The organism is Paraburkholderia sp. RAU6.4a, assembly GCF_050435625.1.
Lineage (GTDB): Bacteria > Pseudomonadota > Gammaproteobacteria > Burkholderiales > Burkholderiaceae > Paraburkholderia > Paraburkholderia tuberum.
The window spans coordinates 1,171,634-1,194,630 of the sequence record NZ_JBNDKQ010000002.1 but is presented as its reverse complement, the minus strand read 5'-3'; the positions used below and the strand labels follow the sequence as shown (position 1 = coordinate 1,194,630).

The window sequence follows — 22,997 nt, the reverse complement described above, 5'->3', positions numbered from 1 at the left end:
TTACAGCGACGCTCAGCCGCCCAGCGCCGGATCGCTCATGCTGTTGTTTGCCGTCTCGACATGACCGGCGATGCGGCGCGCGAACGTCGGGTCCGTATCGACGGTGATCGCGAGATCGTACCAGCCGTATGCGTTGCGCAGATCGAGGTACAGATTGTCGGTGTCGCCGCCGCGTACCGAATGCTTGATCACATGGCTCGCGTCGTACGCGTTGACGATCGTGAACTGGCAACGCGCGCTGCCGACGTTCTCGAGCCGCAGTTGCAGATTGCCGTTCGCGACATCGTAGCCTTCGGCGACGGCCGGCCGTGCGGTGTCCGAACCATTCCACCAGTTCCGTGCGACCACCTTGCCCGCGAAGCGGCGCAGGAAGCCGTTCGGCCCGTGCACGCTGAAGTCGTAGCTGCCGTCGGCGTTGAGCAGCAGCGCGTCCTGCAGATGCTTGCCCGCTTCGACGGTATAGCTGCGCGGCGCGTCGGCGCTATTGGCCGCGTACACGAGGAACACCGCGCCCGCGCGGCCCGTGTTGACGAAGCGCATCGTCAGCTTGCCGTTCGAGCCTTCGTCGACGCGCACGAACAGTTCGTACGGCAACGCGCGCGCCGGGCGCACGCCCGCTTCCTGCTTCGGCACCGTCTGCACCGTCGGCGGTTGCGGCACGTAGTCCGGGTGACGGTTCTGGTCGGCCGGCACGTAGCCGCTCGTGCCCGGCAGCGAGGGCACCGACGCGTTCGGATTCGCGAAGTTGAACGCGGAGGTCAGATCGCCGCACACCGCGCGACGCCACGGCGTGATGTTCGATTCGCCGAGATTGTGCTGCTGGCCGAAGCGCTTTTCGATGAAGCGGATCACCGACGTATGGTCGAACACTTCCGAGCACACGTAGCCGCCTTTGGACCACGGCGAGACCACCAGCATCGGCACGCGCGGTCCGAGCCCGTACGGCCCGGCGACGTTCTTCGCATCGCCGGCATAGATTTCGTGCGTGATGTCGACGCTCGACAAACCGTTCGCGCTCGACGCGGCCGCGAACGGTGCGGCGATGTGATCGAAGAAGCCGTCGTTTTCGTCGTAGTTGATCAGCAGCACGGTCTTGCTCCACACGTCCGGGTTCGACGTGAGGATCTGCAGCACCTGATCGATGTACCACGCGCCGTAGTTGGTCGGCCAGTTCGGATGCTCGCTGTACGCTTCGGGCGCGACGATCCACGACACCTGCGGCAGCGTGCCGTTCTGCACGTCGCGCTTCAGAATGTCGAAGTAGCCGTCGCCGTTGGCCGCGTTGGTGCCGGTCCGCGCGTTGTCGTACAGCGGGTTGCCCGGCTGCGCGTTGCGGTACTGATTGAAATACAGCAGCGAGTTGTCACCGTAGTTGCCGATGTACGCGTTCTGCGTCCAGCCCCACGAGCCGTTCGCGTCGAGCCCGGTGCCGATGTCCTGATAGATCTTCCACGAGATGCCCGCGTTCTGCAGCACTTCGGGGTAGGTCGACCAGCCGTAGCCGAGTTCCGAATTGTCGATTACCGGACCGCCGCCGCTGCTGTCGTTGCCGACCCAGCCACTCCACATGTAGTAGCGATTCGGATCGGTCGGGCCCATCAGCGAGCAGTGGTAGGCGTCGCAGATCGTGAATGCGTCGGCGAGCTGATAGTGGAACGGGATGTCGTCGCGCGTCAGGTAGGCCATCGTGGTCGCGCCTTTCGACGGTACCCACTGATCGTTGCGGCCGCCGTTCCATGCGGCGTGCGTGGAGCTCCAGTCGTGCGCGAGATCCTGCAGGAATTGCAGGCCGAGGTTCGGCGCGCTCGGACGGAACGGCAGCACGTAGCTGGCACCGCTGGCATCGGCGGTTTGCGGCTGATACCACACCGGCTGGCCGTTCGCGAGGTTGATCGCGCGCGTGTCGCCGAAGCCGCGCACGCCTTTGAGCGTGCCGAAGTAGTGGTCGAACGAACGGTTCTCCTGCATCAGCACGACGATGTGCTCGACGTCGCGGAGCGTGCCGGTCCGGTTGTTGGCCGGAATCGCGAGCGCATTGCGGATGCCCGGCGGCAGCATGCTCAACGCGGTGAAGGAACCGGCGGCTTGCGCGGCCGAGCGCAGAAAATCACGGCGATTGTTTGAGGTCATGGTTGGGGCGGTGGTGGCTTTGATCTTCGGTGGAGGAAAAAGGCACGGGGACGACACATTGCGGTACTGAAACGGCGATGCTGCGTCGGACGCGCGAAGGCAGGCTAGCCGCCGCGCGCGGCGCGATTCTCAATCGACGGTATGGATGACGGGGCTGGCCAGCGGCGGCGAGGTGGCGGACAGCGCCGTGCCGGCTTCGGATGCGGGTGCCGCCGGTGTCTGGATCGTCAGCGTCGGCGGCGCGGAGTCGGCCGGCGGCGGGGCGATCGATGGGGCGCCGGGGCTAGCGGCGGAATGGTCGGTTGAACTGATCGTATTCGTGCCGGCGGGCGGGGCGTCGTCGCTGCACGCTCCCGCTAGCGCGCACAGCGCGATCACCGCGATGGCGCCCGTCAAACGTTTGCGACGGGGCGCACGAACCGGCTTCGACACGAAGGGCATGGCACTGTCTCCGGGCGGGGAAGGGATGCCTCGCAATCGATGTGCCGAGGTCAGCGATGCAGCAGCATAATCGCCGATCCGTGTAATTTTTATGAAGTATCGGTAACAGACGGGCGCCGCTTATCGTTGTGCGCGCACGAACGCCGCGATGGCGTCGTTGAGTGCGGCGGGCGCGTCGCGATGCGGCGAGTGTCCGCATGCGTCGAGCTTCACGAATTGGGCGTGCGGCACGCGCGCGGCGATCGTGTCGATCTGCGCCATCGTGCCGTAGTTGTCGTCGTTGCCCTGGATCGCGAGTAGCGGTCGACGGATCGGCGCGAGCGCCTCGACGATCGACCACCGCCTGAACGCAGGGTCGAGCCAGATATCGTTCCAGCCGTAGAACGCGGAATCGACGTCCGCGTGATAGCGGGCGAGCTTCGCGCGAAGATCGGTGATTTCGTAAAGCTGCTTCGTTTGGGCGATGCTTTGCACCGAGATGTCTTCGACGAATACGTGCGGCGCGATCACGACCGCGCCCGCGAGCGCATCGGGGTACAGCGCCGCATACAGCAGCGCGATCGAGCCGCCGTCGCTATGACCGATCACCCACATGCGTTGGCGTTGCCGCAGGTCGATATCGAGCGCGTCGAGCAGGGTGGGGAGGATGTCGCGCGCCTGGGCGGTCATGAAATCGACCGGCCATTTGTCGTCAGGCGCACGCGCTGTCGAGAGTCCGTAGCCTGGCCGCGAATAGACGAGCCCGCGCATGCCGAGTCGCGCGCACAACGTCTGCGGCCAGTCGCGCCACATTGCGATCGAGCCGAGACCTTCGTGCAGGAATACCGCCATCGGCGAATCGTCCTGCTGAGCATTCGCCTGCTCGTTGACCCAGCGGTACTCGATGCGCAGCGGTCCATGCGACGCGCTCGCCGGCAGTTCGGCAAGGCGGCTGGCGGCACTCGCGGAGGAAGTGGCAGGGGCGGTACCTCGGTTCTGCATCAATGAATCACCTATGACTGTTCGCGTAGCTTGAAGCGTTGAATCTTGCCGGTGGCGGTCTTCGGCAGATCGTCGGTGAACACGATATCGCGCGGGTACTTGTGCGGCGCGAGCCGTTCCTTGACGAAGGTCTTCAGTTCCTCAGCGAGCAGGTCGGACGGCATGAAGTCGCGCTTGAGCACGACGAACGCGCGCGTTTTCACGAGCCCGCCATGATCGACGCCGACCACCGCCGCTTCGAGCACCGCCGGATGCGCGACGAGCACCATCTCGACCTCGACCGGCGACACATATTGGCCGCTCACTTTCAGCATGTCGTCGCTGCGGCCCGCGTAGACATAGCAGCCGTTCGTGAGACGCCGATATTTGTCGCCGCTTCTGATCCATTCGCCGAGAAACGTCGCGCGCGTTTTCTCGCGATTGCTCCAGTACATCAGCGCCGCGCTGGGCCCCTTGATGAACAGATCGCCGACTTCGCCATCGGGCACCGGCCGCCCGGCTTCGTCGCGCAACTCGACTTCGTAGCCCGGCACGGGGCGCCCGGTCGTGCCGTATTCGACTTCGCCCGCGCGATTCGACAGGAAGATGTGCAGCATTTCCGTCGAGCCGATGCCATCGAGAATCTCGGCGCCGAAGTGCGCGGTGAAGCGTTCGCCGACGTCGCGCGGCAACGCCTCGCCGGCCGACGCGCACACGCGGATCGCGACGTCGGCGCGCGCGGGCAGGTTGGGCGACACCAGCATGTTCGCGTACAAGGTCGGCACGCCGTAGAACACGCTCGGGCGATGCCGGACGAGGCGCGCGAAAATCGCCTCGGCGGTCGGGCGCTCGGCCATCAGGATCGCGGTCGCGCCGACCGACAGCGGAAACGTCAGCGCGTTGCCGAGCCCATATGCAAAGAACAGTTTCGCCGCCGAAAACACCACGTCGCTCTCGACGATGCCGAGCACCGGCTTCGCATACAGCTCGGCGGTCCAGTACAGATTCGCGTGCGTATGGACGGTGCCTTTCGGCTTGCCGGTCGAGCCCGACGAATAGAGCCAGAACGCGATGTCGTCCGCGTTGCTTGCACAGCCTTTGACGGCGGGTAGCGCGGTGTCGACCAGCGTTTCGAAGCGGGACGCCGCGAGCGGCGCTTCGGTGGAGGCGTGAGGCTGCGAGACGATCGGTTGGCAGCCGTCGTCGTCGATGCTGCTCAGCGCCTCCGTCACGTTAGGTAGCAACGGTTCCGATACGATCACCGCTCGCGCGTGGCTGTGCGTCAGCATGTACGTATAGTCGGCGGCGCTCAGCAAGGTGTTCGCGACGACCGGCACGATGCCGGCGTAAAGCGCGCCGAGAAATGCGACCGGCAGCGATACGGTGTCGAGCATCACGAGCAGCACGCGTTCCTCGGGATGCACGCCGAGCGCACGCAGTGCGCTGGCGCAGCGCCGCGCGCGCTGTTCGAGTTCGCCGTAGGTCATCGCGCCGTAGTCGTCGATATAGGCGACTTTGCTCGCGCGCGCTTCGTTCAACTGGAACAGATGCCTCGCGAAGTTGAACAGCGGGGGCGGCGGCGCAACCGGCTCGCGTGCGCTCGTTTCCAGCAGGGCTTCCATATGTCTCCTCCATCCGTGGACACGGTCCGGCTCTTGTGTGATCGTGACCTGCTCGCGGCTCACGCGCGCGTGAATTCGATCGCCCCTTGCGGCAGCAGATACAGCACCAGCGCCCGGCCGTTCGCGACGGTCGGACGATGCGCCGAGCCGGGGCCGTACACGCACCAGCCGGCCGGATGGCCGTCGAACGTCGCGCCGTCGGTGAGGGGCATGATCAGATCGATCTCGCCGTGCGGATGGACGTGGTGCGGACCGGCAATGTCCTGCATGTCGACGACGTCGACGGACAAGCCGTGCGTGTCGGGCAGCGCCTTGAAGATGCGGCCGTAGCGGATGCCGCCGGCCTCGCGGTTGCACAGCCAGCCTTCGACGACGCCGCTGCGGCATGCGTTCGCGAGTTCGTGAAAGGTGGGACTGCCGGCAGGCCAGGTGTCGGTCAGCCAGTCGGCGAGCGCGGCGTCCAGCGGCCGTCCGGCGAGTTGCCCAGTGACGCCTGCGATCAGGCGCTGGAATTCCTGTGGGGACATGCGAGCCTCCAGAAGCGCGCTCACGCAGGCCGGCCGCCGGGTCGCCGGCCGCCGGATCGCCGGCCGCCGGAACTTGGGTGCATGCGTATTGCGGCGCCGTCTCCGTGACGCGGCCGGAATGCCAAGGCGGCGCGCGACTGTGTTTGTGATTGGATCAGCTTTTGGCGAAAATTAAACCGTTCACCTGGTGCGTGTCAAGCACTATAGTACATGTATCGTAGTCACGAGGTCGCAAAACATGAATCAAAAGTACCCTCCCGCACCGTTGGACGAAACCGACGACGACGCGGCCCGCGCCGAACGCACCGAGCGCGCGGGTGAACGCACGGCCGAACGTGGCGGCGAGCGCGAAGAACGCGATCCGTTCCTGACCGCGATGGGCGAGCGTGTGCGTCTGCTGCGCGCGCGCCGCGGCATGACGCGCAAGACGCTGGCGGCCGAAACCGGTTTGTCGGAGCGGCATCTGGCGAACCTCGAATCGGGCGTCGGCAATGCGTCGGTGCTGGTGCTGCGGCAGCTCGCGGCCACGCTGAACTGCCCGCTCGCCGAGGTGATCGGCGACGAAACCACCGCGTCCGCCGAATGGCTGCTGATCCGCGAGCTGCTGCAGGGGCGCGACCAGGCGGCACTGCAGCGCGCGCGCATCGCGCTCGCCGAGATGTTCGCGCAGGCGCCGCGCGACCCGCACCGCAAGGACCGCATCGCGCTGATCGGCCTGCGCGGCGCGGGTAAGTCGACGCTCGGGCGCATGCTTGCGCAGGAGCGCAAGGTGCCGTTCATCGAGCTCACGCGCGTGATCGAACAGCTCGCGGGCTGTCCGCCGTCGGAGATTCATTCGCTGTACGGCGCGAGCGCGTATCGACGCTACGAGCAACGCGCGCTCGAGGCGGTGATCCACGAGCATCCGCACGCGGTGATCGCGTCGCCGGGCGGGCTCGTGTCGGAAGCGGGCACGTTCAACGCGCTGCTGTCGCACTGCTTCACCGTGTGGTTGCAGGCGACGCCCGAGGAACATATGCGCCGCGTCGTCGCGCAAGGCGATCTGCGGCCGATGTCCGGCAACCGCGAGGCGATGGACGACCTGAAGCGCATCCTCGCCGGGCGCGCCGAGCTGTACGGACGCGCGGACATGTCGTTCGACACCAGCGAAAAGACGCTCGCCGATGCGTACCTGCAGTTGCGCGACCGTCTCGCCGCGCGGCTCGCGGCGGAAGCCCCCGACGAGGCGCGCGTGAACTGACCGATCGCGGGCGCCAGGGTTTCCCCGTAAAAATGCACTAAAGTGCTTTACGCTGGTATGACGATGCACTATTGTTCAAAAAACAGATTGCATCATCCAGTCAGGAGACGCCCCATGTCCACAGCACCCACCGCCGTTGCCCAGGCCGCGCCGGTCGACTATCGCACCGAGCCGTCGCAGTACAAGCATTGGAAGCTCAGCTTCAACGGTCCGGTCGCGACGCTCGGCCTCGACGTCGCCGAGGACGGCGGCATTCGCGACGGCTACAAGCTGAAGCTCAATTCGTATGATCTCGGCGTCGACATCGAGCTGCACGACGCGATTCAGCGCATTCGCTTCGAGCATCCGGAAGTCCGCACGGTGGTGGTGACGAGCCTGAAGGACCGGGTGTTCTGCTCGGGCGCGAATATCTTCATGCTGGGGCTGTCATCGCACGCGTGGAAGGTCAACTTCTGCAAATTCACGAACGAAACGCGCAACGGGCTCGAAGATTCGTCGCGCCATTCGGGGCTGAAGTTTCTTGCCGCGGTGAACGGCGCGTGCGCGGGCGGCGGTTATGAACTCGCGCTCGCCTGCGATGAAATCTATCTGATCGACGATCGTTCCTCTTCGGTGTCGCTGCCGGAAGTGCCGCTGCTCGGCGTGCTGCCCGGCACCGGCGGACTCACGCGCGTGACCGACAAGCGCAAGGTGCGCCACGATCGCGCGGATATCTTCTGCACGGTGGTCGAGGGCGTGCGCGGCGAACGCGCGAAGGCCTGGCGTCTCGTCGACGAAGTCGTGAAGCCGAACCAGTTCGAGCAGGCCATTCAGGCGCGCGCGCTCGAACTCGGCGCGCACAGCGATCGTCCGGCCGGAGCGCCGGGCGTCGCGCTCACGCGCATCGAACGCACGGATCGCGAAGCTGGCCTCAGCTATCAGACGGTCGAGGTCACGATCGATCGCGCGAAACGTATGGCGACCTTCACCGCGCGCGCGCCGCGCACCGAGCAACCGACCGACCTCGCCGCGATCGCCGCGGCCGGCGCCAACTGGTGGCCGCTGCAATTCGCGCGCGAACTCGACGACGCGATCCTCTCGATGCGCACCAACGCGCTCGACATCGGCACCTGGGTGTTCAAGACCGAAGGCGACGCGGGCCATCTGCTCGCAGTCGATGCGACGCTGCTGCAGCACCGGGATCACTGGTTCGTGCGCGAAACGATCGGCATGCTGCGCCGCACGCTCGCGCGCCTCGACGTGTCGTCGCGCTCCATCTTCACGCTGATCGAGCCGGGTTCATGCTTCGCCGGCACGTTCGCGGAACTCGCGTTCGCCGCCGATCGCACCTACATGGCCGCGCTGCCCGACAACGAGGACGAGGAGCCGGCGATCACGCTGTCGGAAGTCAACTTCGGCCTGTATCCGATGGTGACGCATCAGTCGCGGCTCGCGCGGCGCTTCTACGAAGAAGCCGAGCCGCTCGACGCGGCGCGCGCGCTGATCGGCCAGCCGGTCAAGGCGCTCGACGCGGAGCGCTTCGGTCTCGTCACCGCGTCGCCTGACGATATCGATTGGGCCGACGAAATCCGCATCGCGCTCGAAGAACGCGCGGCGATGTCGCCCGATGCCTTGACCGGCCTCGAAGCGAATCTGCGCTTCAATGGGCCGGAGACGATGGAGACGCGCATTTTCGGCCGTCTCACCGCCTGGCAGAACTGGATCTTCAACCGGCCGAACGCAGTGGGCGAGAAGGGTGCGCTCAAGGTGTACGGCAAGGGCAGCAAGGCGCAATTCGATGTGTCGCGCGTGTGAGATGCGCCGCGCTCACTCCGACTAAACGACGCCGCCTGCCGATACGCGCCTCTCGCCACTGCAGCTTCCGAAAAGGGAATTGACCCAGGGAACCGACCATGTCCTCGATCAACTACAGCGAAAAGATTCCGAACAACGTCAACCTCGCCGACGACCGCGCGCTGCAACGCGCGCTCGAACAATGGCAGCCGAACTTTCTGTCATGGTGGGGCGACATGGGCCCGGAAGGCTCGCACGGTTACGACGTGTATCTGCGCACCGCGGTCAGCGTCGATGCGGGCGGCTGGGCGCACTTCGACTACGTGAAGATGCCCGAGTACCGCTGGGGCATTTTCCTCACGCCGGGCGAGCAGGATCGCACGATCCACTTCGGCGAGCACAAGGGCGAAGCCGCGTGGCAGGACGTGCCCGGCGAGCATCGCGCGAACCTGCGCCGCATCATCGTCACGCAGGGCGATACGGAACCGGCCTCGGTCGAGCAGCAGCGTCACCTCGGTTTGACCGCGCCGTCGCTGTACGATCTGCGCAACCTGTTCCAGGTCAACGTCGAGGAAGGCCGCCACTTGTGGGCGATGGTGTACCTGCTGCATCGCTACTTCGGCCGCGACGGTCGTGAGGAAGCCGAAGCCTTGCTCGGCCGTCGCTCGGGCGACGAGGACAACCCGCGCATTCTCGGCGCGTTCAACGAGAAAACGCCGGACTGGCTCGCGTTCTACATGTTCACCTACTTCACCGACCGCGACGGCAAGTTCCAGTTGTCGGCGCTCGCGGAGTCGGGCTTCGATCCGCTCGCGCGCACGACGAAGTTCATGCTGACCGAGGAAGCGCATCATATGTTCGTCGGCGAATCGGGCGTGTCGCGCGTGATCCAGCGTACCGCGCAGGTGATGAACGAACTCGGCACCGACGACGTCGCGAAGATCCGCGCGGCCGGCGTGATCGATCTGCCGACCATCCAGCGCTATCTGAACTTCCATTACTCGGTCACGATCGACCTGTTCGGCGCCGATCATTCGTCGAACGCGGCGACGTTCTATAGCTCGGGTCTGAAGGGCCGCTACGAGGAAGGCAAGCGCGACGACGATCATCGCCTGAACGAGCATGCTTACAAGCTGCTCGACGTGCAGGACGGCAAGCTCGTCGAGCGCGAAGTGCCGATGCTCAACGCGATGAACGAAGTGCTGCGCGACGATTACATCAAGGACTCGGTTGCGGGGGTTGGACGCTGGAACAAGGTGCTCGAGAAGGCCGGCGTCGACTTTCGCATGACGGTGCCGCACAAGGCGTTCAACCGGCAGATCGGCACGTTCGCCGGCACGCGGGTGTCGCCGGACGGACGCGTGCTCAGCGAAGCCGAATGGGCCGCCAACGAAGCGAACTGGCTCGCCACGCCGGAAGACCGCGCGTTCGTCGCTTCGCTGATGGGCCGCGTCGCCGAGCCGGGCAAGTTCGCGAACTGGATCGCGCCGCCCGCGATGGGCGTGAACCGTCAGCCGGTCGATTTCGAATACGTGCGCTTCAACTGAAGCAGGCGAGGAAGTCATGAACGGGCCAGTATCGGTCGAAGTTCTGCGGCAGCATCTGATCGATCCGGAGATCTGCATTCGCTGCAATACCTGCGAAGAGACCTGTCCGGTCGATGCGATCACGCACGACGACAACAACTACGTCGTGAAGGCCGACGTCTGCAACGGCTGCATGGCCTGCGTGCCGCCGTGCCCGACCGGCGCGATCGACAACTGGCGCACGGTGCTGAAGGCCGACGCGTATTCGATCGACGAGCAGTTTACGTGGGACGTGTTGCCGGAGCAGAACACGATGGCGGTGCCGGCTGAAGAACCGGTGGCCGCGTCCACCGCGGGCGACAGCGCCGCCGAAGCGGACGGCATCGAAGTGGATACCGTGCGCGGCGCGGTCGTGCCGCCGTGGTCGGCCGCGAAGCCGTACGTGAATCTCTACACGCATAAGGCGCCGACCACCGCGACGGTGGTCGGCAACTACCGGCTCACCGACAGCGCGACGTCGAGCGACATCCATCACATCGTGCTCGATTTCGGCTCGATGCCGTTTCCGGTGCTCGAAGGCCAGTCGATCGGCATTCTGCCGCCGGGAGCTGCCGCCGACGGCCGCGTGCATCACGCGCGCCAGTACTCGATCGCGAGTCCGCGCGATGGCGAGCGGCCCGGCTATAACAACGTGTCGCTGACGGTGAAGCGGGTGTCGCAGCAGCACGGCGACGCGATCGACGGCGTGTGCTCGAACTATCTGTGCGATCTGAAGAAGGGCGACGTGGTCAACGTGATCGGTCCGTTCGGCAGCACCTTCCTGATGCCGAATCATCCGAACTCGCATCTGCTGATGATCTGCACGGGCACCGGTTCCGCGCCGATGCGCGCGATGACCGAGTATCGCCGCCGCAAGCGCCTCAAAGGCGCGACCGGCAAGCTGATGCTGTTCTTCGGCGCGCGTACCAAGGAGGAGCTGCCGTACTTTGGACCGCTGACGAATCTGCCGAAGGATTTCATCGACACCACGCTCGCGTTTTCGCGCACGCCGGGACAGGCGAAGCGCTACGTGCAGGACGCAATGCGCGAACGTTCGGCCGACGTCGCGAACCTGCTGAAGGACGACAACACCTATATCTACGTGTGCGGCCTCAAGGGCATGGAGGACGGTGTGCTGCAGGCGCTCAAGGATATCGGCGAGCAGCATCAGCTCGATTGGGAAGCGTTGTGGGCAAAGCTGAAGCGGGAAGGGCGGCTGCATCTGGAGACGTACTGAGCGGCGCGCCGACACGCCGACCCACACCGAAAGCTCCGCGAAAAGGCTCCGCAAGGGCTCGTGAAAGCATGAGTGCTTGCGGGGCCTTTTTGCCTGCGCCATATGCTTGACGGCAGAGCGCAGCGGCTGACCTGTGCGGATCGACGCACCGCGCGCGAAGCGCTTTGAAAATCGCGGACGGTTTGCTACAGTCGGCCCACACAGCCGGCCGCACGCCGGCACTCCCCGCCAAACGCGGCAGTCCGCCACCCGCGCAGCCACTCAGACGGAGCCGTCCGATGAAGCCGATTCGTTCACTTGCGATGATTGCGCTGTTGCAGGCAGCACTGGCGCATCCGGCTAGCGCCGACGATCTCGCGCGGATCAAGGCATCGGGCGTGTTCCGGATCGGCACCGAAGGTACGTACGCCCCGTTCACCTACCACGACGACGCGGGCAAGCTGACCGGCTTCGACGTCGAGATTGGGAGCGCGATCGCGCAGCGTCTCGGCGTCAAGCCGCAATTCATCGAAGGCAAATGGGAAGGACTGGTCGGCGGTCTCGACGTCAATCGCTACGACGCGGTGATCAACGAGGTCGCGATCACCGACGAGCGCAAGCTCAAATACGATTACTCGGACCCGTACATCACGTCGCACGCGGTGCTGATCGTCGCATCGGACAACACAACGATCAAATCTTTCGACGACCTGAGGGGCCGCAAATCGGCCAATACGCTGACCAGCAACGTCGGCAGGATCGCGGCCGCGCACGGCGCGCAGGTGATTCCGGCGCAGGGCTTCGACGAATCGATCGAGCTGCTCGTCGCGGGCCGCGTCGACGCGACCGTCAACGATTCATTGTCGTTTCTCGACTACAGGAAGCGCGAGCCCGAGGCGAGGATCAAGGTCGTCGCGGTCGATACGTCGCCCGATAGCAGCGACAAGTCGGCCGTACTGATCCGCAAGGGCAATCCAAAGCTGCGCCTGGCGATCGACGACGCGCTCGCCGGCATGAGAAAAGACGGTACGTATCAGCGGATTTCGCTGAAGTACTTCGGCCGGGACGTGTTTCATTGACCGTCGGCCGACGTTGACGCGGATAAATCCACATTAAAAAAGAAGGGGCGTCGAAACGCCCCTTCTTCGTTGTCGTCAGCCCGTCGAACCTGCGGCGTGCCGCACGTTCAACGCGGCAGACGCTGGCCTCACACCGTCGCGTCGCTCAGCGCAGCGTCGAAGAAGCGCTCCTGGGCATCCGTGTTCACGCGTGCATACGCGCGGTTCACGCCGCTGATCACCGCGCGGATCGACGCGGTGATCAGGTTTGCATCGACACCGACGCCGAACGCGCTGCCGGCCACATCGGTGCCGGCCATTTCGGCGATCGCGATCGCGCGCGCATCGGCGCCCTGCGTGAGCGCGCGTTCCTCGTAGTGCTGGATGCGCACGGGCACGTCGAAGGCGTGCATCAGCGCGTCGAGCGGACCGTTGCCGGCGCCGCCCAGCACGCGCGGCGTGCCGTTGATTTCGACGTTGAGCTTGATGTGCTCGCGGCCGTCATGCTCGGACAGGCTGTGGCTGATATAGCGGACCGGCTCGGCCGTGCGCACGTATTCCTGCTGGAACAGCTCCCAGATCTGCGCGGGCGTGACTTCCTGGCCGCTCTGGTCGGTGAAGCGCTGCACGGCCGAGCTGAAATCGACCTGCAGACGGCGCGGCAACACGACGCCGTAGCTCTGCTCGAGCAGGTACGCGATACCGCCCTTGCCCGACTGGCTGTTCACGCGAATCACGGAGTCGTAGGTTCGGCCGAGGTCGCTCGGATCGATCGGCATGTACGGCACTTCCCAGATCGCGTCCGGCTTCTGCGCGGCGAAGCCCTTCTTGATCGCATCCTGGTGCGAGCCCGAGAACGCGGTGAAGACGAGATCGCCGACATACGGATGACGCGGATGCACCGGCAACTGCGTGCATTCCTCGGCCGTGCGCGCGACTTCGTTGATGTTCGAGAAATCGAGCTCTGGGTCGACGCCCTGCGTGTACAGGTTCAACGCGAGCGTGACGAGGTCGACGTTGCCGGTGCGCTCGCCGTTGCCGAACAGACAACCTTCGACGCGATCCGCGCCCGCCATCACCGCGAGCTCCGCGGCCGCGACGGCCGTGCCGCGGTCGTTATGCGGGTGGACGGAGACGATCAGCGAGTCGCGACGCGCGAGATTGCGGTGCATCCATTCGATCTGGTCGGCGTAGACGTTCGGCGTGGCCATTTCGACGGTGGCCGGCAGATTGACGATCGCCTTGTGCTCGGGCGTCGGTTGCCAGATGTCGAACACCGCGTCGCAGACTTCCTTCGCGAATTCGAGTTCGGTGCCGCTGAACACTTCCGGGCTGTATTGCAGCGTGAAGTGCGTGTCCGGTTGCGCGTCGGCGAGGCGTTTCATCGTGCGCGCGGCCTTCTGCGCGAGTTCGATCACGCCGCTCTTTTCGAGGCCGAACACGATCTTGCGGAATTCCGGCGCGGTCGCGTTGTACAGATGGACGATCGCGCGCGGGGCGCCGCGCAACGATTCGAAGGTACGCTCGATCAGATCGTCGCGCGCCTGCGTGAGCACTTCGATCGTCACGTCGTCAGGAATATGGCCACCCTCGATCAGCTCGCGCACGAAGTTGAAATCAGTCTGCGACGCCGACGGAAACGCGACCTCGATTTCCTTGAAGCCGATCTGCACCAGCGTCTTGAACATGCGCATCTTGCGCTCGGCGTTCATCGGCTCGAACAGCGCCTGGTTGCCGTCGCGCAGATCGGTGCTCATCCAGATCGGCGCGCGCGTGATGGTGCGCGACGGCCACTGGCGATCCGTCAAATTGATCGGCTTGAACGAACGGTACTTGGTAGCAGGGTTTTTCAACATTTTCATCATCCGGGGGAGAGACCGTGGAATGGGTGTCGACCGGACGACGAAAACGCGATACTGGGCCGCCGGTCGGAAACCGGGGCTGGGTCAGTTACTGGGGATTCAAGCGATGCTTCGGTGTATCAGAGAGAAGCGGACGCGCGCAGCAGCAGACCTAGCCCGGTAGAGCGGGCTAGTAGTAGCGATAGGGTGGTCTGGACGCGGTACATAGTGCGCAATGGGAACATATTATTGAGAAAGCGTCAAGGGCCGAGGTGGAGTGGGCCGCGGCCTGCTCGGCTGCAGAAGGGGGCGAGCGGCCGCTCGTATGGAAGGTGCGGTGGGACGCTCGCGCGGCACTCGATTCAGGGGTGAGCTCACGAGGCGTCGTCAATTCACAGAGCAGGAGGTGAACATGAAAAGGGTGGTAGCGAAGATATCCGGCCTCGCGAGGATCTGCGCGTGCGCGGCCTTGGCATGTGGGTTCGTCGGGCAGGCCGGCGCGCAGGGGCTCAGCGCGCAGAACGACATGAACGCGCGGCAGAACAGTACAGCTCTGATGCCGCAGGCGGCGCGCGGCAGCGAGTATCCGACGCATGGCAACCAGCAGGCGGGCGAGCTGAATCTGAATCCGACCGATCCGCGTGCGCAACTGGTCAACGGCTTGCCGAACAACGCGAGCGCGGGCGGCTATGGCGCGCCGCTGGCGGGCGTGCGTACTTACGTGCAACCGCCCCAGCCGGCGAATTGAGACTGGCGAAGCAGGATCGGCAGACGAAGACTACGACGCTGAAGGCGGCAAGCTGAAGCCGTTGCGTGCCGCGCAGTCTTGGTCGACGCCCCGCGTTGATCACGCGCCGGACCAAAGTCGCAACGTATCGCTGTTCACCATCACCGATACGCCTATCGCGAGGAGGATCAGCGGCAGCAGCGCCGAGCCGTAGCGCCGGATCGGCGCGCCGAGCAACGGGTGGTCGACCAGCCATGCCGCGCCCGCGCACCAGAGCCCAATCATCACGACGAACACGAGCGAAACCAGCGCATTCTCGGCGGGCGTACGACTCGCGTACAGCGGCACGTAGACGGCGAGGTTGTCCGAGCCGTTGGCGATGGCGACGCTCGCGACGGTCCAGCTCGATGAGCCGCGAACGGATGGCGGAGCGCTTGCGCGGCTGTCCTCGCTATCTTCGCTGGCGTTGCGCCGCGCGTGGCCGGGACCGAAGCGCTGCCAGGCCTTGTGCAGGCCGACGACGATCGGCAGCAAGCCGAGCAGGCCTACATAACCGGCCGGGAGGCGCGTGAGCAAGGCCGCGAGCACGAGCGCCGCGGCGACGAGGATCAAAGAGCCCGCGTACTGTCCCGCGACCACGCGGCGCCGCTCCACGCCCGTTTCGGTCAGAAAGCCGAGCAGCACGAACAGGTTGTCGATATTGGTCGCGGCGTAGGCGACGATCGCGAGCAGGACGAGGCTGAGCATGAAGAAGCCGAGATCGTTACCGGGGGTAGAGTCGTTTTGAATTCGCCGCGCAATGTGGGCAACCGGGCTGCCGGCTGCGCCATCGAGGGCGCGACCGGTCAACACAATGCCGATGCGCTGGGTCAAGGTCAAGCGGCAGGCGGCCGCGAAGCCCGGCGACGGGGTCGTAAGCTACAATGACCGAGGCTTGGAACAACGGAACATCGATGAAGATTCGCCTTCTCTCTATCGCCTGTGTCGCGAGCGCCGTGGCGCTGCTGGCGGCCTGCACGATCGGTACCCGCAACTCGGGCGCATGCGAACAATTGATGCGCAGCAAGCTGGCCGAGGCGCCGTCGGGGATGTCGTCGGATACGCTGCGGGTCACGCATCGCGGGGCCGCGATTCGCGGCTCGCGTGTCGTGGTGGAGGGGACGATCGAGCATCGGGTAAGCGCGTCCGAGGTGGCGGTCTCCGCGCCGCTCGCGGCATCGGCATCGCAAGCGGCGACGGACGTCAACGTGGCCGCGAAGCAGGCCGAGCCGAAGAGGGTCAGCACGCCGGCCGCCGCCGAGTGCACGTTCCACGGCGAAGAGCTGGACGTATTCCGCTGGCTCGCGCCGGCAAAGCTGGCCGCGCCGGCCGCGCAACCCGCCAGCGCGGCGGGCTGAGTTCCCGTCCGCGTCTCGCGCCATCGCTGCGCATCCAACCCAATCAACCTCAGAACGCGTAATACGGCCCCTGGCCGGCCGACGTATTGCGCGCCGCAATCGCCGTGTAAATGCGTTTGCCGTAAAAGAACGGCAAGCCCCAGCCGAAGCCCTGACTCGAATTGCCGGCGAGATTGTCGAACGCGTTGTTCGACGATGAGAACAGCGTGCTCGAATTGGCTATGTCGAATGACACCGTGCTCGACACGCCATCGATGCCGGTGATCGACGCGCTCGCCGACTGCGTCGAAGTCGGGCAGTACCACAAGCCGCACAACGGGAACTGCGTCGAGTGGAAGAACAGGCCGTTCGAGCCGCTGTCGAGATAGCTCACCGCATAGGTCTGACCGCCCGAGTTCGTCGTCACGTAGCCGGTCGCGGCGTTCGCCTTCAGGACGTTCGGGCTCGTCAGCGTGTTGTTCGACTGGGTGCCGATGCCGAAGATCAACGAGCCCGACACGCTGGCCGCGCCCGCATCGGCGACGGCCGGCAGGTCGATCACGACGCCGTTGTTGTCGAGCGGGAAGCTGCTGACCGGGTTGGTCACCTGCTGTGCGAGCGGCTGCGCGGTTGCGGTGCAGCCGCTCGTCGTGCAGCTGTAGTACCAGCGCGGCAATGCGGAGTTCGAGCAGCCGTTGCCGCAGTCGACCGGGAACAGGCCCACGCCGAGGATCCCGTTCGAGTGCAGGCTCGACACCGTCAGCAGCGACGCGCCGGAGTTCGCGCAGTCGGTGGGTGCGGCGGGCAGCGCACTGTCGGCGATTACCTGGATCGGAATCGATGACGCCTGTTGGCCAGCCATGCGTACGTCCGCGTTGCGGATCGAGCCCCACGCATAACCGCTGCCGAACACCGCGCATTCGGCGCTCACGCCGCCGCCCGCGGCGATGGTCGGCAGCGACAGGGTCGTCGGCAGCGCCGATGCGAGGATGCGCAGGCCGTTCGAGCCGGTGTCGACCTGGATGTCGTCGATTGTCGCGCAGTTGCTGGTGCCGGCCTGGCAGACGGTGACGCTCGTCGTCAGCATGTTGCGCGTACTGCCGGGCGATACGCCGACCGTGACCAGCTGCACGTTGGGCGTGGTCGATTGCGGCACGTTCGCGCTCTGCGTCGTGTTCGACGCGCTCGTGGAACTGGTCGACGAGGTCGGCGCGGTCGCGGACGGCGTCGAGCCCGAGCCGGACGAGCTGGCCGAGGAACTGCCGCCTCCGCCGCCGCAGCCGACGAGGGCCGCGCAGACGATCAGAAGCAGGGCATGGAAACGCAAGGCGGATTTCATGGCGTGGCGATCCGTCGGGTGGAACTCAGACGTGAAGGGGCGCGAGCGACGCGTGCGGGGCGCACGCGTTACTGGATGTCGTCGGAGGTGACGCCGGCGGGCAAAGCCGCCGGCAGCCACGCGCGGCCGACGTAGCCGCGCATCGGTCCGCCGGACTCGACGATCACGTCGGCGCGCGTGACCCGCGACGAATGCAGATTGCCGCTGCCGGCCGCCGCCGCGGCGCCTGTCTTGTACGAGTCGCCGTATTTGCCGAGTAGCGCGTGCAGATCCGGCATCGTCGGGCCTTGCCACGCGTAGGCGACGATCAGGCCGGTGCTGGTCGCGTATTCGTTGATGGTCGTATTGCCAGCGTCGGTCCACGTGCGCTCGCGCAGTGCGCCATTGAGCAGCGTGCGCGGCGCGCTCGCGCCCGACACCGCCTGGCTCGGCATCGTGCCGCCCAATTCGGCATGCGCGCCGAAGCTCGCGCAGCACGCGACGATGGCGATCGCCGAGGCGATCGCGGATGGATTGAGACAGGACTGGGACATGAGGCCTTCCTCGTTTGGCGCCGGATTTTTATTGAGATAACTCGATTAATCTGGCGCTGGTCTTTTTTCTGGTTTTTGCACATCGCGGCGGACAGGACCGCGCGCCATGTTTAAAAACAAGCCGCATGCAGACCGGAAGCCCTTATTCGGCGGGCCTCCGGCAAAGACTTGGGAATACTCCCAAGGTCAACTCGAAAGTGTTATTTAGTGTTAAATTTACCTCATAAGAAGGCAAATAGCATGATGGGCGCGGACTTTTTTCCCGTGGTCGCTTCGTAGCCGTGGCATGCGGCGATTCGCGGGCAAACCCCAGTTTTTGCACAGGCCTCGCCGGGACCGGTAAAATGTTGGGTTGATCCACGGAAACTTGCCGTGGCGTAGCGGAAGGATTCCCCGAACATGACTGATTTTCGTCTCACCAAGCGGTTTGCAGTAATGCTCATGGCAGGCGGGCTGGTCGCCGGCTGCGGCACCTCGTCGCCGACCAAAATCGACTATAGGAGCGACTCCCGTTCGAAGCAGGTATCGCTTGCCGTACCGCCGAACATGATCGACGAGACGGCCGATCAGCGTTCGCTGCCGCCGCAGGGCGGCGAAACCTCGCTGTCCACGCTGAAACAGGTGCAGGCACAGGCGCCGGCCGGCGACGCGGTCGCGGTCGTGCCGCCCGTCCAGGGCATCCACATCCAGCGCGACGGCACCGAGAGCTGGCTCGTGATCGACAACAAAACGCCCGATCAGGCCTGGCCGCAAATCCGCCGCTTCTGGCAGGAGCAGGGCTTCCTGCTCGTCGTCGACCAGCGCGACAAGGGCGTGATGGAAACCGACTGGAACGAAACCCACGCGCAGATCAATGACGGCTTTATCCGCAACACGCTGTCGAAGGCGATGGGCAACAGCTACGTGAGTTCGGAGCGCAACAAGTTCCGCACGCGTCTCGAAGCGGCGCCGAAGGGCGGCACCTATGTGTTCGTCAGCCAGAAAGGCATGCGTGAGGCGATCACCGGTACGAACAACGAGTCGACCCAGTGGCAACCCAAGCCGAACGACCCGGCGCTCGAGCAGGAATACCTGAAGCGCCTGATGGTCTCGCTGGCGCGGGCCGATTCGGGTGGCAACACGGGTGGCATGCAGAACGCCGAGCTGTCGCCCGCGGGCACGCAGATCGCGCCGAACGCGGCGACGGCGGGTGCGAAGTCGGCGACGGCCGCCGTTGTCGCGCAGAACGTCGCGCTCGCGGCGCAACCGCCTATGCCGGACGCGGATTCGGCCAACAACACGTCGGCGCAGCTCTCATCGACCGAACTCACGCTCGGCGAGCCGTATGACCGCGCGTGGCTGCGCGTGGGCCTCGCACTCGATCGCAGCAATTTCACGGTCGACGATCGCGACATGAGCCGCGGCCTCTATTTCGTGCGCTACGTCGATCCGAAGGATATGTCGTCGGCCGAGCAGGGCTTCTGGAGCCAGGTCTTCCACGGCAAGAAGGAGAAGGTCGCCAGGCAGTATCGCGTGAACGTGCGCGCGGTGACGCCGAACCAGACCCGCGTGGCCGTGGTCGACGACAAGGGGCAACTCGACGAAAGCTCGCAGGCCAAGCAGATCATGAGCCTGATGGCCGACCAGCTGCACTGATACGAGAGCCTCGCGGCCGACGCCGCCGGTTCGACGAAACCGCCCGGAGAAATCCGGGCGGTTTTTTTTGACTATGCATTTGACGCGCGAAGGGCCCGCGCGTGAGCCGATGTAACGTGACCGGATCGGCAAGCCGCGACCCGGCGCGGTTGCCGATTGACTCCGTGCGCTCAGGTATCCGCGCGCCGCGTCCCCATCCACGGCAAGCGCTTGACTACGCCGGTCGCCAACGCGGTGCCGACCAGAATCACAGCGCACCCTTCGAGCATGCCGGGCGACACCGTCTCGCCGAGAAACAACGCGCCCCACAGAATGCCGAAGATCGGAATCACGAAGGTCACGGTGATCGCGCGCGTCGGCCCGGCGACCGCGATCAGATGGAAGAACAGCATGTACGCGATGCCGGTACAGGCGACGCCGAGCGCGATCACCGCGCCCCACGCGCGCAGCGAGATCGGCGCGGCGGGCCAGTAGATGACCGCGAGCGGCAGCAGCACGATCGTCGCGCCGATCATCGTGCCGGTCGCGACGGTCAGCGCGTCGACGCCAGTCAGGTGACGCTTCGTGTAGTTGGCGGCGATGCCGTAGAGCAGCGTGGCGCCGAGCGCGGCGCCGGCCGCAAGCGCGACGCTCAGCGGCGAGGCGGCCGAGCCGGCCGGCGCCGCGATCTGATCCCACACGAGCATCAGCACGCCGAGAAAGCCGACCACGAGACCGAGCGTGCGCAGTGCGCTGAGCCGGTCGCGCAGCCACAGGAAGCCGACCAGCGCGCCCCACAGCGGCGCGCACGCATTGATCACCGACGTGACGCCCGCCGACAGTGTCAGCTCGGCATACGCGAACAGGCAGAATGGTGCCGCCGAATTGACGATACCGACCACGAGCAGCGGCACTGCGTGCGTGCGCAACACGGTGGCGGACTGTTGCAGCGGCCGTCGCGCGATCAGCACGATCGCGAGAAAGAGCGCGCCGATGCCGACGCGCAGCGCCATCAGCGGCGCGACGCCGAAGTCGGTCACGCCGACGCGGATGAACAGGAACGATGCGCCCCACAGGGCAGCGAGGATCAGCAGTTGCAGCAGGTTTCTGGTTTTCATTGGAATGGCGCCGCGCGCAGTTGAGTCGGGACGCCAGCTCATCGTAACAGTGCGATCGCGCGAATCGTTTCAGTACGGGATGAAACGGCAAGATCCGGGAGACAGCCGCGTCCGATGAGGTCGATGGTAAGCGCTGCGAGGGCGCGCGCCAAACGAGCAATTCTCGCCGATATGTGAGAAAAATTGCGATCAGGCGGAACGGCAGTGGGATGGGATCGGAAACGGCGCCCGCGATGCGTGGGCGGCCGTCCGAAAGATGTGAATTGCATTGCGCCGTTAATGGCGCGACCTCAATGCGGAATCATCCATTGCAGGACGTTCTGCTGCGCCCAGACGAGCACGCCGAGCAGCACCGTTAGCAGAATCGAATGTTTGAAGGTCTTGGCGAACACGACGCCTTCCTTGCCCTTCAACTCGGTGGTCGCGACGCCGGTCGCGATGTTCTGCGGCGAGATCATCTTGCCCATCACGCCGCCCGACGAGTTGGTCGCCGCCATCAGCACCGGATTCAGATTGAGCTGGTTGGCCGCGACCACCCTGCAGATTGCCGAACAGCGCATTGCCCGACGTATCGCTGCCCGACAGGAACACCGCCACCCAGCCGAGGAACGCCGACACGAGCGGAAACAGCGGCCCGACCGACGCAACGCCGAGACCGAGCGTGTAGGTGAGTCCCGAGTAGTTCATCAGGTAAGCGAGGCCGACGATCGTTGCCACGGTCAGGATCGCGATGCGCGTTTGCACCCACGTATCGGAGATCGCCTTGCCGAACTCGGCGGGCGAGAGCCGTACGACGAACGCCGTGATGAGCGCGGCGACGAGGATCGCGGTACCGGTCGCGAGCGGCTGGAAGTCCCAGACTGCGCCGTACGGCGTGTTGTAGAGCGTGATGAACACGGCCTTGTCGAGACCGGGCCACGACACCTTGATGTCGCCGATCGTGAAGATCCTCGCGATCGTCCAGATGATCACGACGACCGACACGATGATCCACGGATACCAGCCCTGTGCGCCGCCGATCTTGCCGCGCACCTCGCTGATGCGATCGACGTTGATCGCGAATTTCGGATCGACGGCGGGCTTCCAGAGGCGCAGGAACGCAACGGTGAGGATCAGCGAAACCAGCGACGACAGCACGTCGGTCAGGCTGTAGTTGATGAAGTTCGAGACGACGAACTGGGTCAGCGCGAAGCTCAGGCCCGAGACCAGCAGCACCGGCCAGATCCGCAGCATGTGGCGAAAGCCCGCGTACACGGCGATCACATAGAAGGGCAGCAGGACCGCGAAGAAAGGCAATTGCCGCCCGACCATCTTGCCGAGCACATCGGACGGCAGATGCGTGACCGCGCCGAGCACCGTGATCGGCACGCCGAGCGCGCCGAACGCGACCGGCGCGGTGTTGAAGATCAGCGTGAAGGTCAGCGCTTCGAGCGTCGGAAAGCCGAGCATGATCAGCAGCGAGCTCGTGATCGCGACCGGCGTGCCGAAACCCGAAATGCCCTCGAGCAGCGCGCCGAACGAAAAGCCGACCACGACGAGCACGATGCGCCGGTCGTTCGGCAGGTTGTCGATCATCCACAGGCGAAAGGCCTCGAAGCGTCCCGAGCGCTGCGCGATGTTGTACAGCAGGATCGCGGTGAACACGATCCACATCACTGGCCAGATCGCGAACACGACGCCAGCCGCGACCGAGTTGAACGCGAGCCCGACCGGAAACTGCCAGACGAAAATCGCCACGATCAAACCGATGATCAGTCCCGCGAGCGACGCTTGCCACGCGGGCCTGCGCGCCCAGCCGAGCAGCGCGAGCACGGCGATGATCGGCAGCGCGGCGACGATGAACGACGGAAAAAGCGAATTGCCAACCGGAGTGAGTAGTTGATGAAACATCACGTCTCCTTCGTTGTTGTGTAATTC

18 protein-coding genes and 1 pseudogene are annotated in these 22,997 nt (G+C 65.2%); 8 read left to right on the top strand and 11 right to left on the bottom strand.

Features of this window, described 5'->3' with window-relative positions; all coding sequences use genetic code 11:
- Positions 1–12 precede the first annotated feature (12 nt).
- From OKW40_RS10180 to OKW40_RS10160, 5 genes are all read right to left on the bottom strand, one after another.
- Positions 13–2,130 (bottom strand): phosphocholine-specific phospholipase C, encoded by a 2,118-nt coding sequence (locus tag OKW40_RS10180; RefSeq protein WP_429489567.1) that lies wholly within the window; start codon positions 2,128–2,130, stop codon positions 13–15.
- Positions 2,131–2,259: 129 nt separating this feature from the next.
- The gene (locus tag OKW40_RS10175) at positions 2,260–2,571 is read right to left on the bottom strand and encodes a hypothetical protein (protein ID WP_429489565.1); all 312 of its coding nucleotides are present in this window, start codon (positions 2,569–2,571) and stop codon (positions 2,260–2,262) included.
- A 120-nt stretch (positions 2,572–2,691) separates the two neighbouring features.
- Positions 2,692–3,552: an alpha/beta fold hydrolase gene (locus OKW40_RS10170; protein WP_429489563.1), complete on the bottom strand. Its 861-nt coding sequence runs from the start codon at positions 3,550–3,552 to the stop codon at positions 2,692–2,694.
- An 11-nt stretch (positions 3,553–3,563) separates the two neighbouring features.
- Entirely contained in the window at positions 3,564–5,153 is a 1,590-nt protein-coding gene (locus OKW40_RS10165; RefSeq protein WP_429489561.1) for a benzoate-CoA ligase family protein, read from the bottom strand.
- Between the two features lie 59 nt (positions 5,154–5,212).
- Positions 5,213–5,680 carry a DUF4863 family protein gene (locus OKW40_RS10160; protein ID WP_429489559.1) on the bottom strand — a complete coding sequence of 156 codons (468 nt, stop codon included), beginning with the start codon at positions 5,678–5,680 and terminating at the stop codon, positions 5,213–5,215.
- 238 nt (positions 5,681–5,918) lie between these two features.
- Between OKW40_RS10160 and OKW40_RS10155 the strand changes: the two genes are divergently transcribed.
- The 5 genes from OKW40_RS10155 to OKW40_RS10135 all read left to right on the top strand — a co-directional run bounded on the left by OKW40_RS10155 (position 5,919) and on the right by OKW40_RS10135 (position 12,553).
- Positions 5,919–6,920: a helix-turn-helix transcriptional regulator gene (locus tag OKW40_RS10155; RefSeq protein WP_429489557.1), complete on the top strand. Its 1,002-nt coding sequence runs from the start codon at positions 5,919–5,921 to the stop codon at positions 6,918–6,920.
- A 114-nt stretch (positions 6,921–7,034) separates the two neighbouring features.
- Entirely contained in the window at positions 7,035–8,714 is a 1,680-nt protein-coding gene (gene boxC, locus OKW40_RS10150) for a 2,3-epoxybenzoyl-CoA dihydrolase (RefSeq protein WP_429489556.1), read from the top strand.
- Positions 8,715–8,812: 98 nt separating this feature from the next.
- On the top strand, positions 8,813–10,240 hold the full coding sequence (gene boxB / locus OKW40_RS10145) for a benzoyl-CoA 2,3-epoxidase subunit BoxB (protein ID WP_184071075.1): 1,428 nt from the start codon (positions 8,813–8,815) through the stop codon (positions 10,238–10,240).
- Positions 10,241–10,256: 16 nt separating this feature from the next.
- Positions 10,257–11,495: a benzoyl-CoA 2,3-epoxidase subunit BoxA gene (gene boxA, locus OKW40_RS10140; RefSeq protein ID WP_429489553.1), complete on the top strand. Its 1,239-nt coding sequence runs from the start codon at positions 10,257–10,259 to the stop codon at positions 11,493–11,495.
- A 278-nt stretch (positions 11,496–11,773) separates the two neighbouring features.
- Complete coding sequence (locus OKW40_RS10135) at positions 11,774–12,553, top strand: amino acid ABC transporter substrate-binding protein (RefSeq protein ID WP_429489551.1); 780 nt, start codon at positions 11,774–11,776, stop codon at positions 12,551–12,553.
- A 128-nt stretch (positions 12,554–12,681) separates the two neighbouring features.
- Here OKW40_RS10135 and leuA read toward each other — a convergent pair whose 3' ends face one another.
- Positions 12,682–14,388, bottom strand: a complete 1,707-nt coding sequence (leuA, locus tag OKW40_RS10130; protein ID WP_429355824.1) for a 2-isopropylmalate synthase — start codon at positions 14,386–14,388, stop codon at positions 12,682–12,684.
- 397 nt (positions 14,389–14,785) lie between these two features.
- Here leuA and OKW40_RS10125 point away from each other — a divergent pair, with 397 nt between their 5' ends.
- Positions 14,786–15,121 carry a hypothetical protein gene (locus OKW40_RS10125; protein ID WP_429489550.1) on the top strand — a complete coding sequence of 112 codons (336 nt, stop codon included), beginning with the start codon at positions 14,786–14,788 and terminating at the stop codon, positions 15,119–15,121.
- 99 nt (positions 15,122–15,220) lie between these two features.
- Here OKW40_RS10125 and OKW40_RS10120 read toward each other — a convergent pair whose 3' ends face one another.
- Positions 15,221–15,847, bottom strand: coding sequence for a cadmium resistance transporter (locus OKW40_RS10120; protein ID WP_429489548.1), 627 nt, complete (start codon positions 15,845–15,847; stop codon positions 15,221–15,223).
- A 206-nt stretch (positions 15,848–16,053) separates the two neighbouring features.
- On the opposite strand from OKW40_RS10120, the gene OKW40_RS10115 reads away from it, so the two are divergent.
- Entirely contained in the window at positions 16,054–16,497 is a 444-nt protein-coding gene (locus tag OKW40_RS10115; protein ID WP_429489546.1) for a hypothetical protein, read from the top strand.
- 49 nt (positions 16,498–16,546) lie between these two features.
- Here OKW40_RS10115 and OKW40_RS10110 read toward each other — a convergent pair whose 3' ends face one another.
- Positions 16,547–17,815: a DUF3443 domain-containing protein gene (locus OKW40_RS10110; RefSeq protein ID WP_429489544.1), complete on the bottom strand. Its 1,269-nt coding sequence runs from the start codon at positions 17,813–17,815 to the stop codon at positions 16,547–16,549.
- A 68-nt stretch (positions 17,816–17,883) separates the two neighbouring features.
- A complete protein-coding gene (locus OKW40_RS10105) occupies positions 17,884–18,348 on the bottom strand; it encodes a DUF2844 domain-containing protein (RefSeq protein WP_187610920.1) in 465 nt (154 codons plus the stop codon).
- 399 nt (positions 18,349–18,747) lie between these two features.
- On the opposite strand from OKW40_RS10105, the gene bamC reads away from it, so the two are divergent.
- Positions 18,748–19,983 carry an outer membrane protein assembly factor BamC gene (gene bamC / locus OKW40_RS10100; protein WP_429489542.1) on the top strand — a complete coding sequence of 412 codons (1,236 nt, stop codon included), beginning with the start codon at positions 18,748–18,750 and terminating at the stop codon, positions 19,981–19,983.
- 170 nt (positions 19,984–20,153) lie between these two features.
- Here bamC and OKW40_RS10095 read toward each other — a convergent pair whose 3' ends face one another.
- Positions 20,154–21,080: a DMT family transporter gene (locus OKW40_RS10095; protein ID WP_260321352.1), complete on the bottom strand. Its 927-nt coding sequence runs from the start codon at positions 21,078–21,080 to the stop codon at positions 20,154–20,156.
- Positions 21,081–21,370: 290 nt separating this feature from the next.
- Positions 21,371–22,970, bottom strand: a pseudogene (locus tag OKW40_RS10090) (L-lactate permease).
- Between the last annotated feature and the right edge of the window lie 27 nt (positions 22,971–22,997).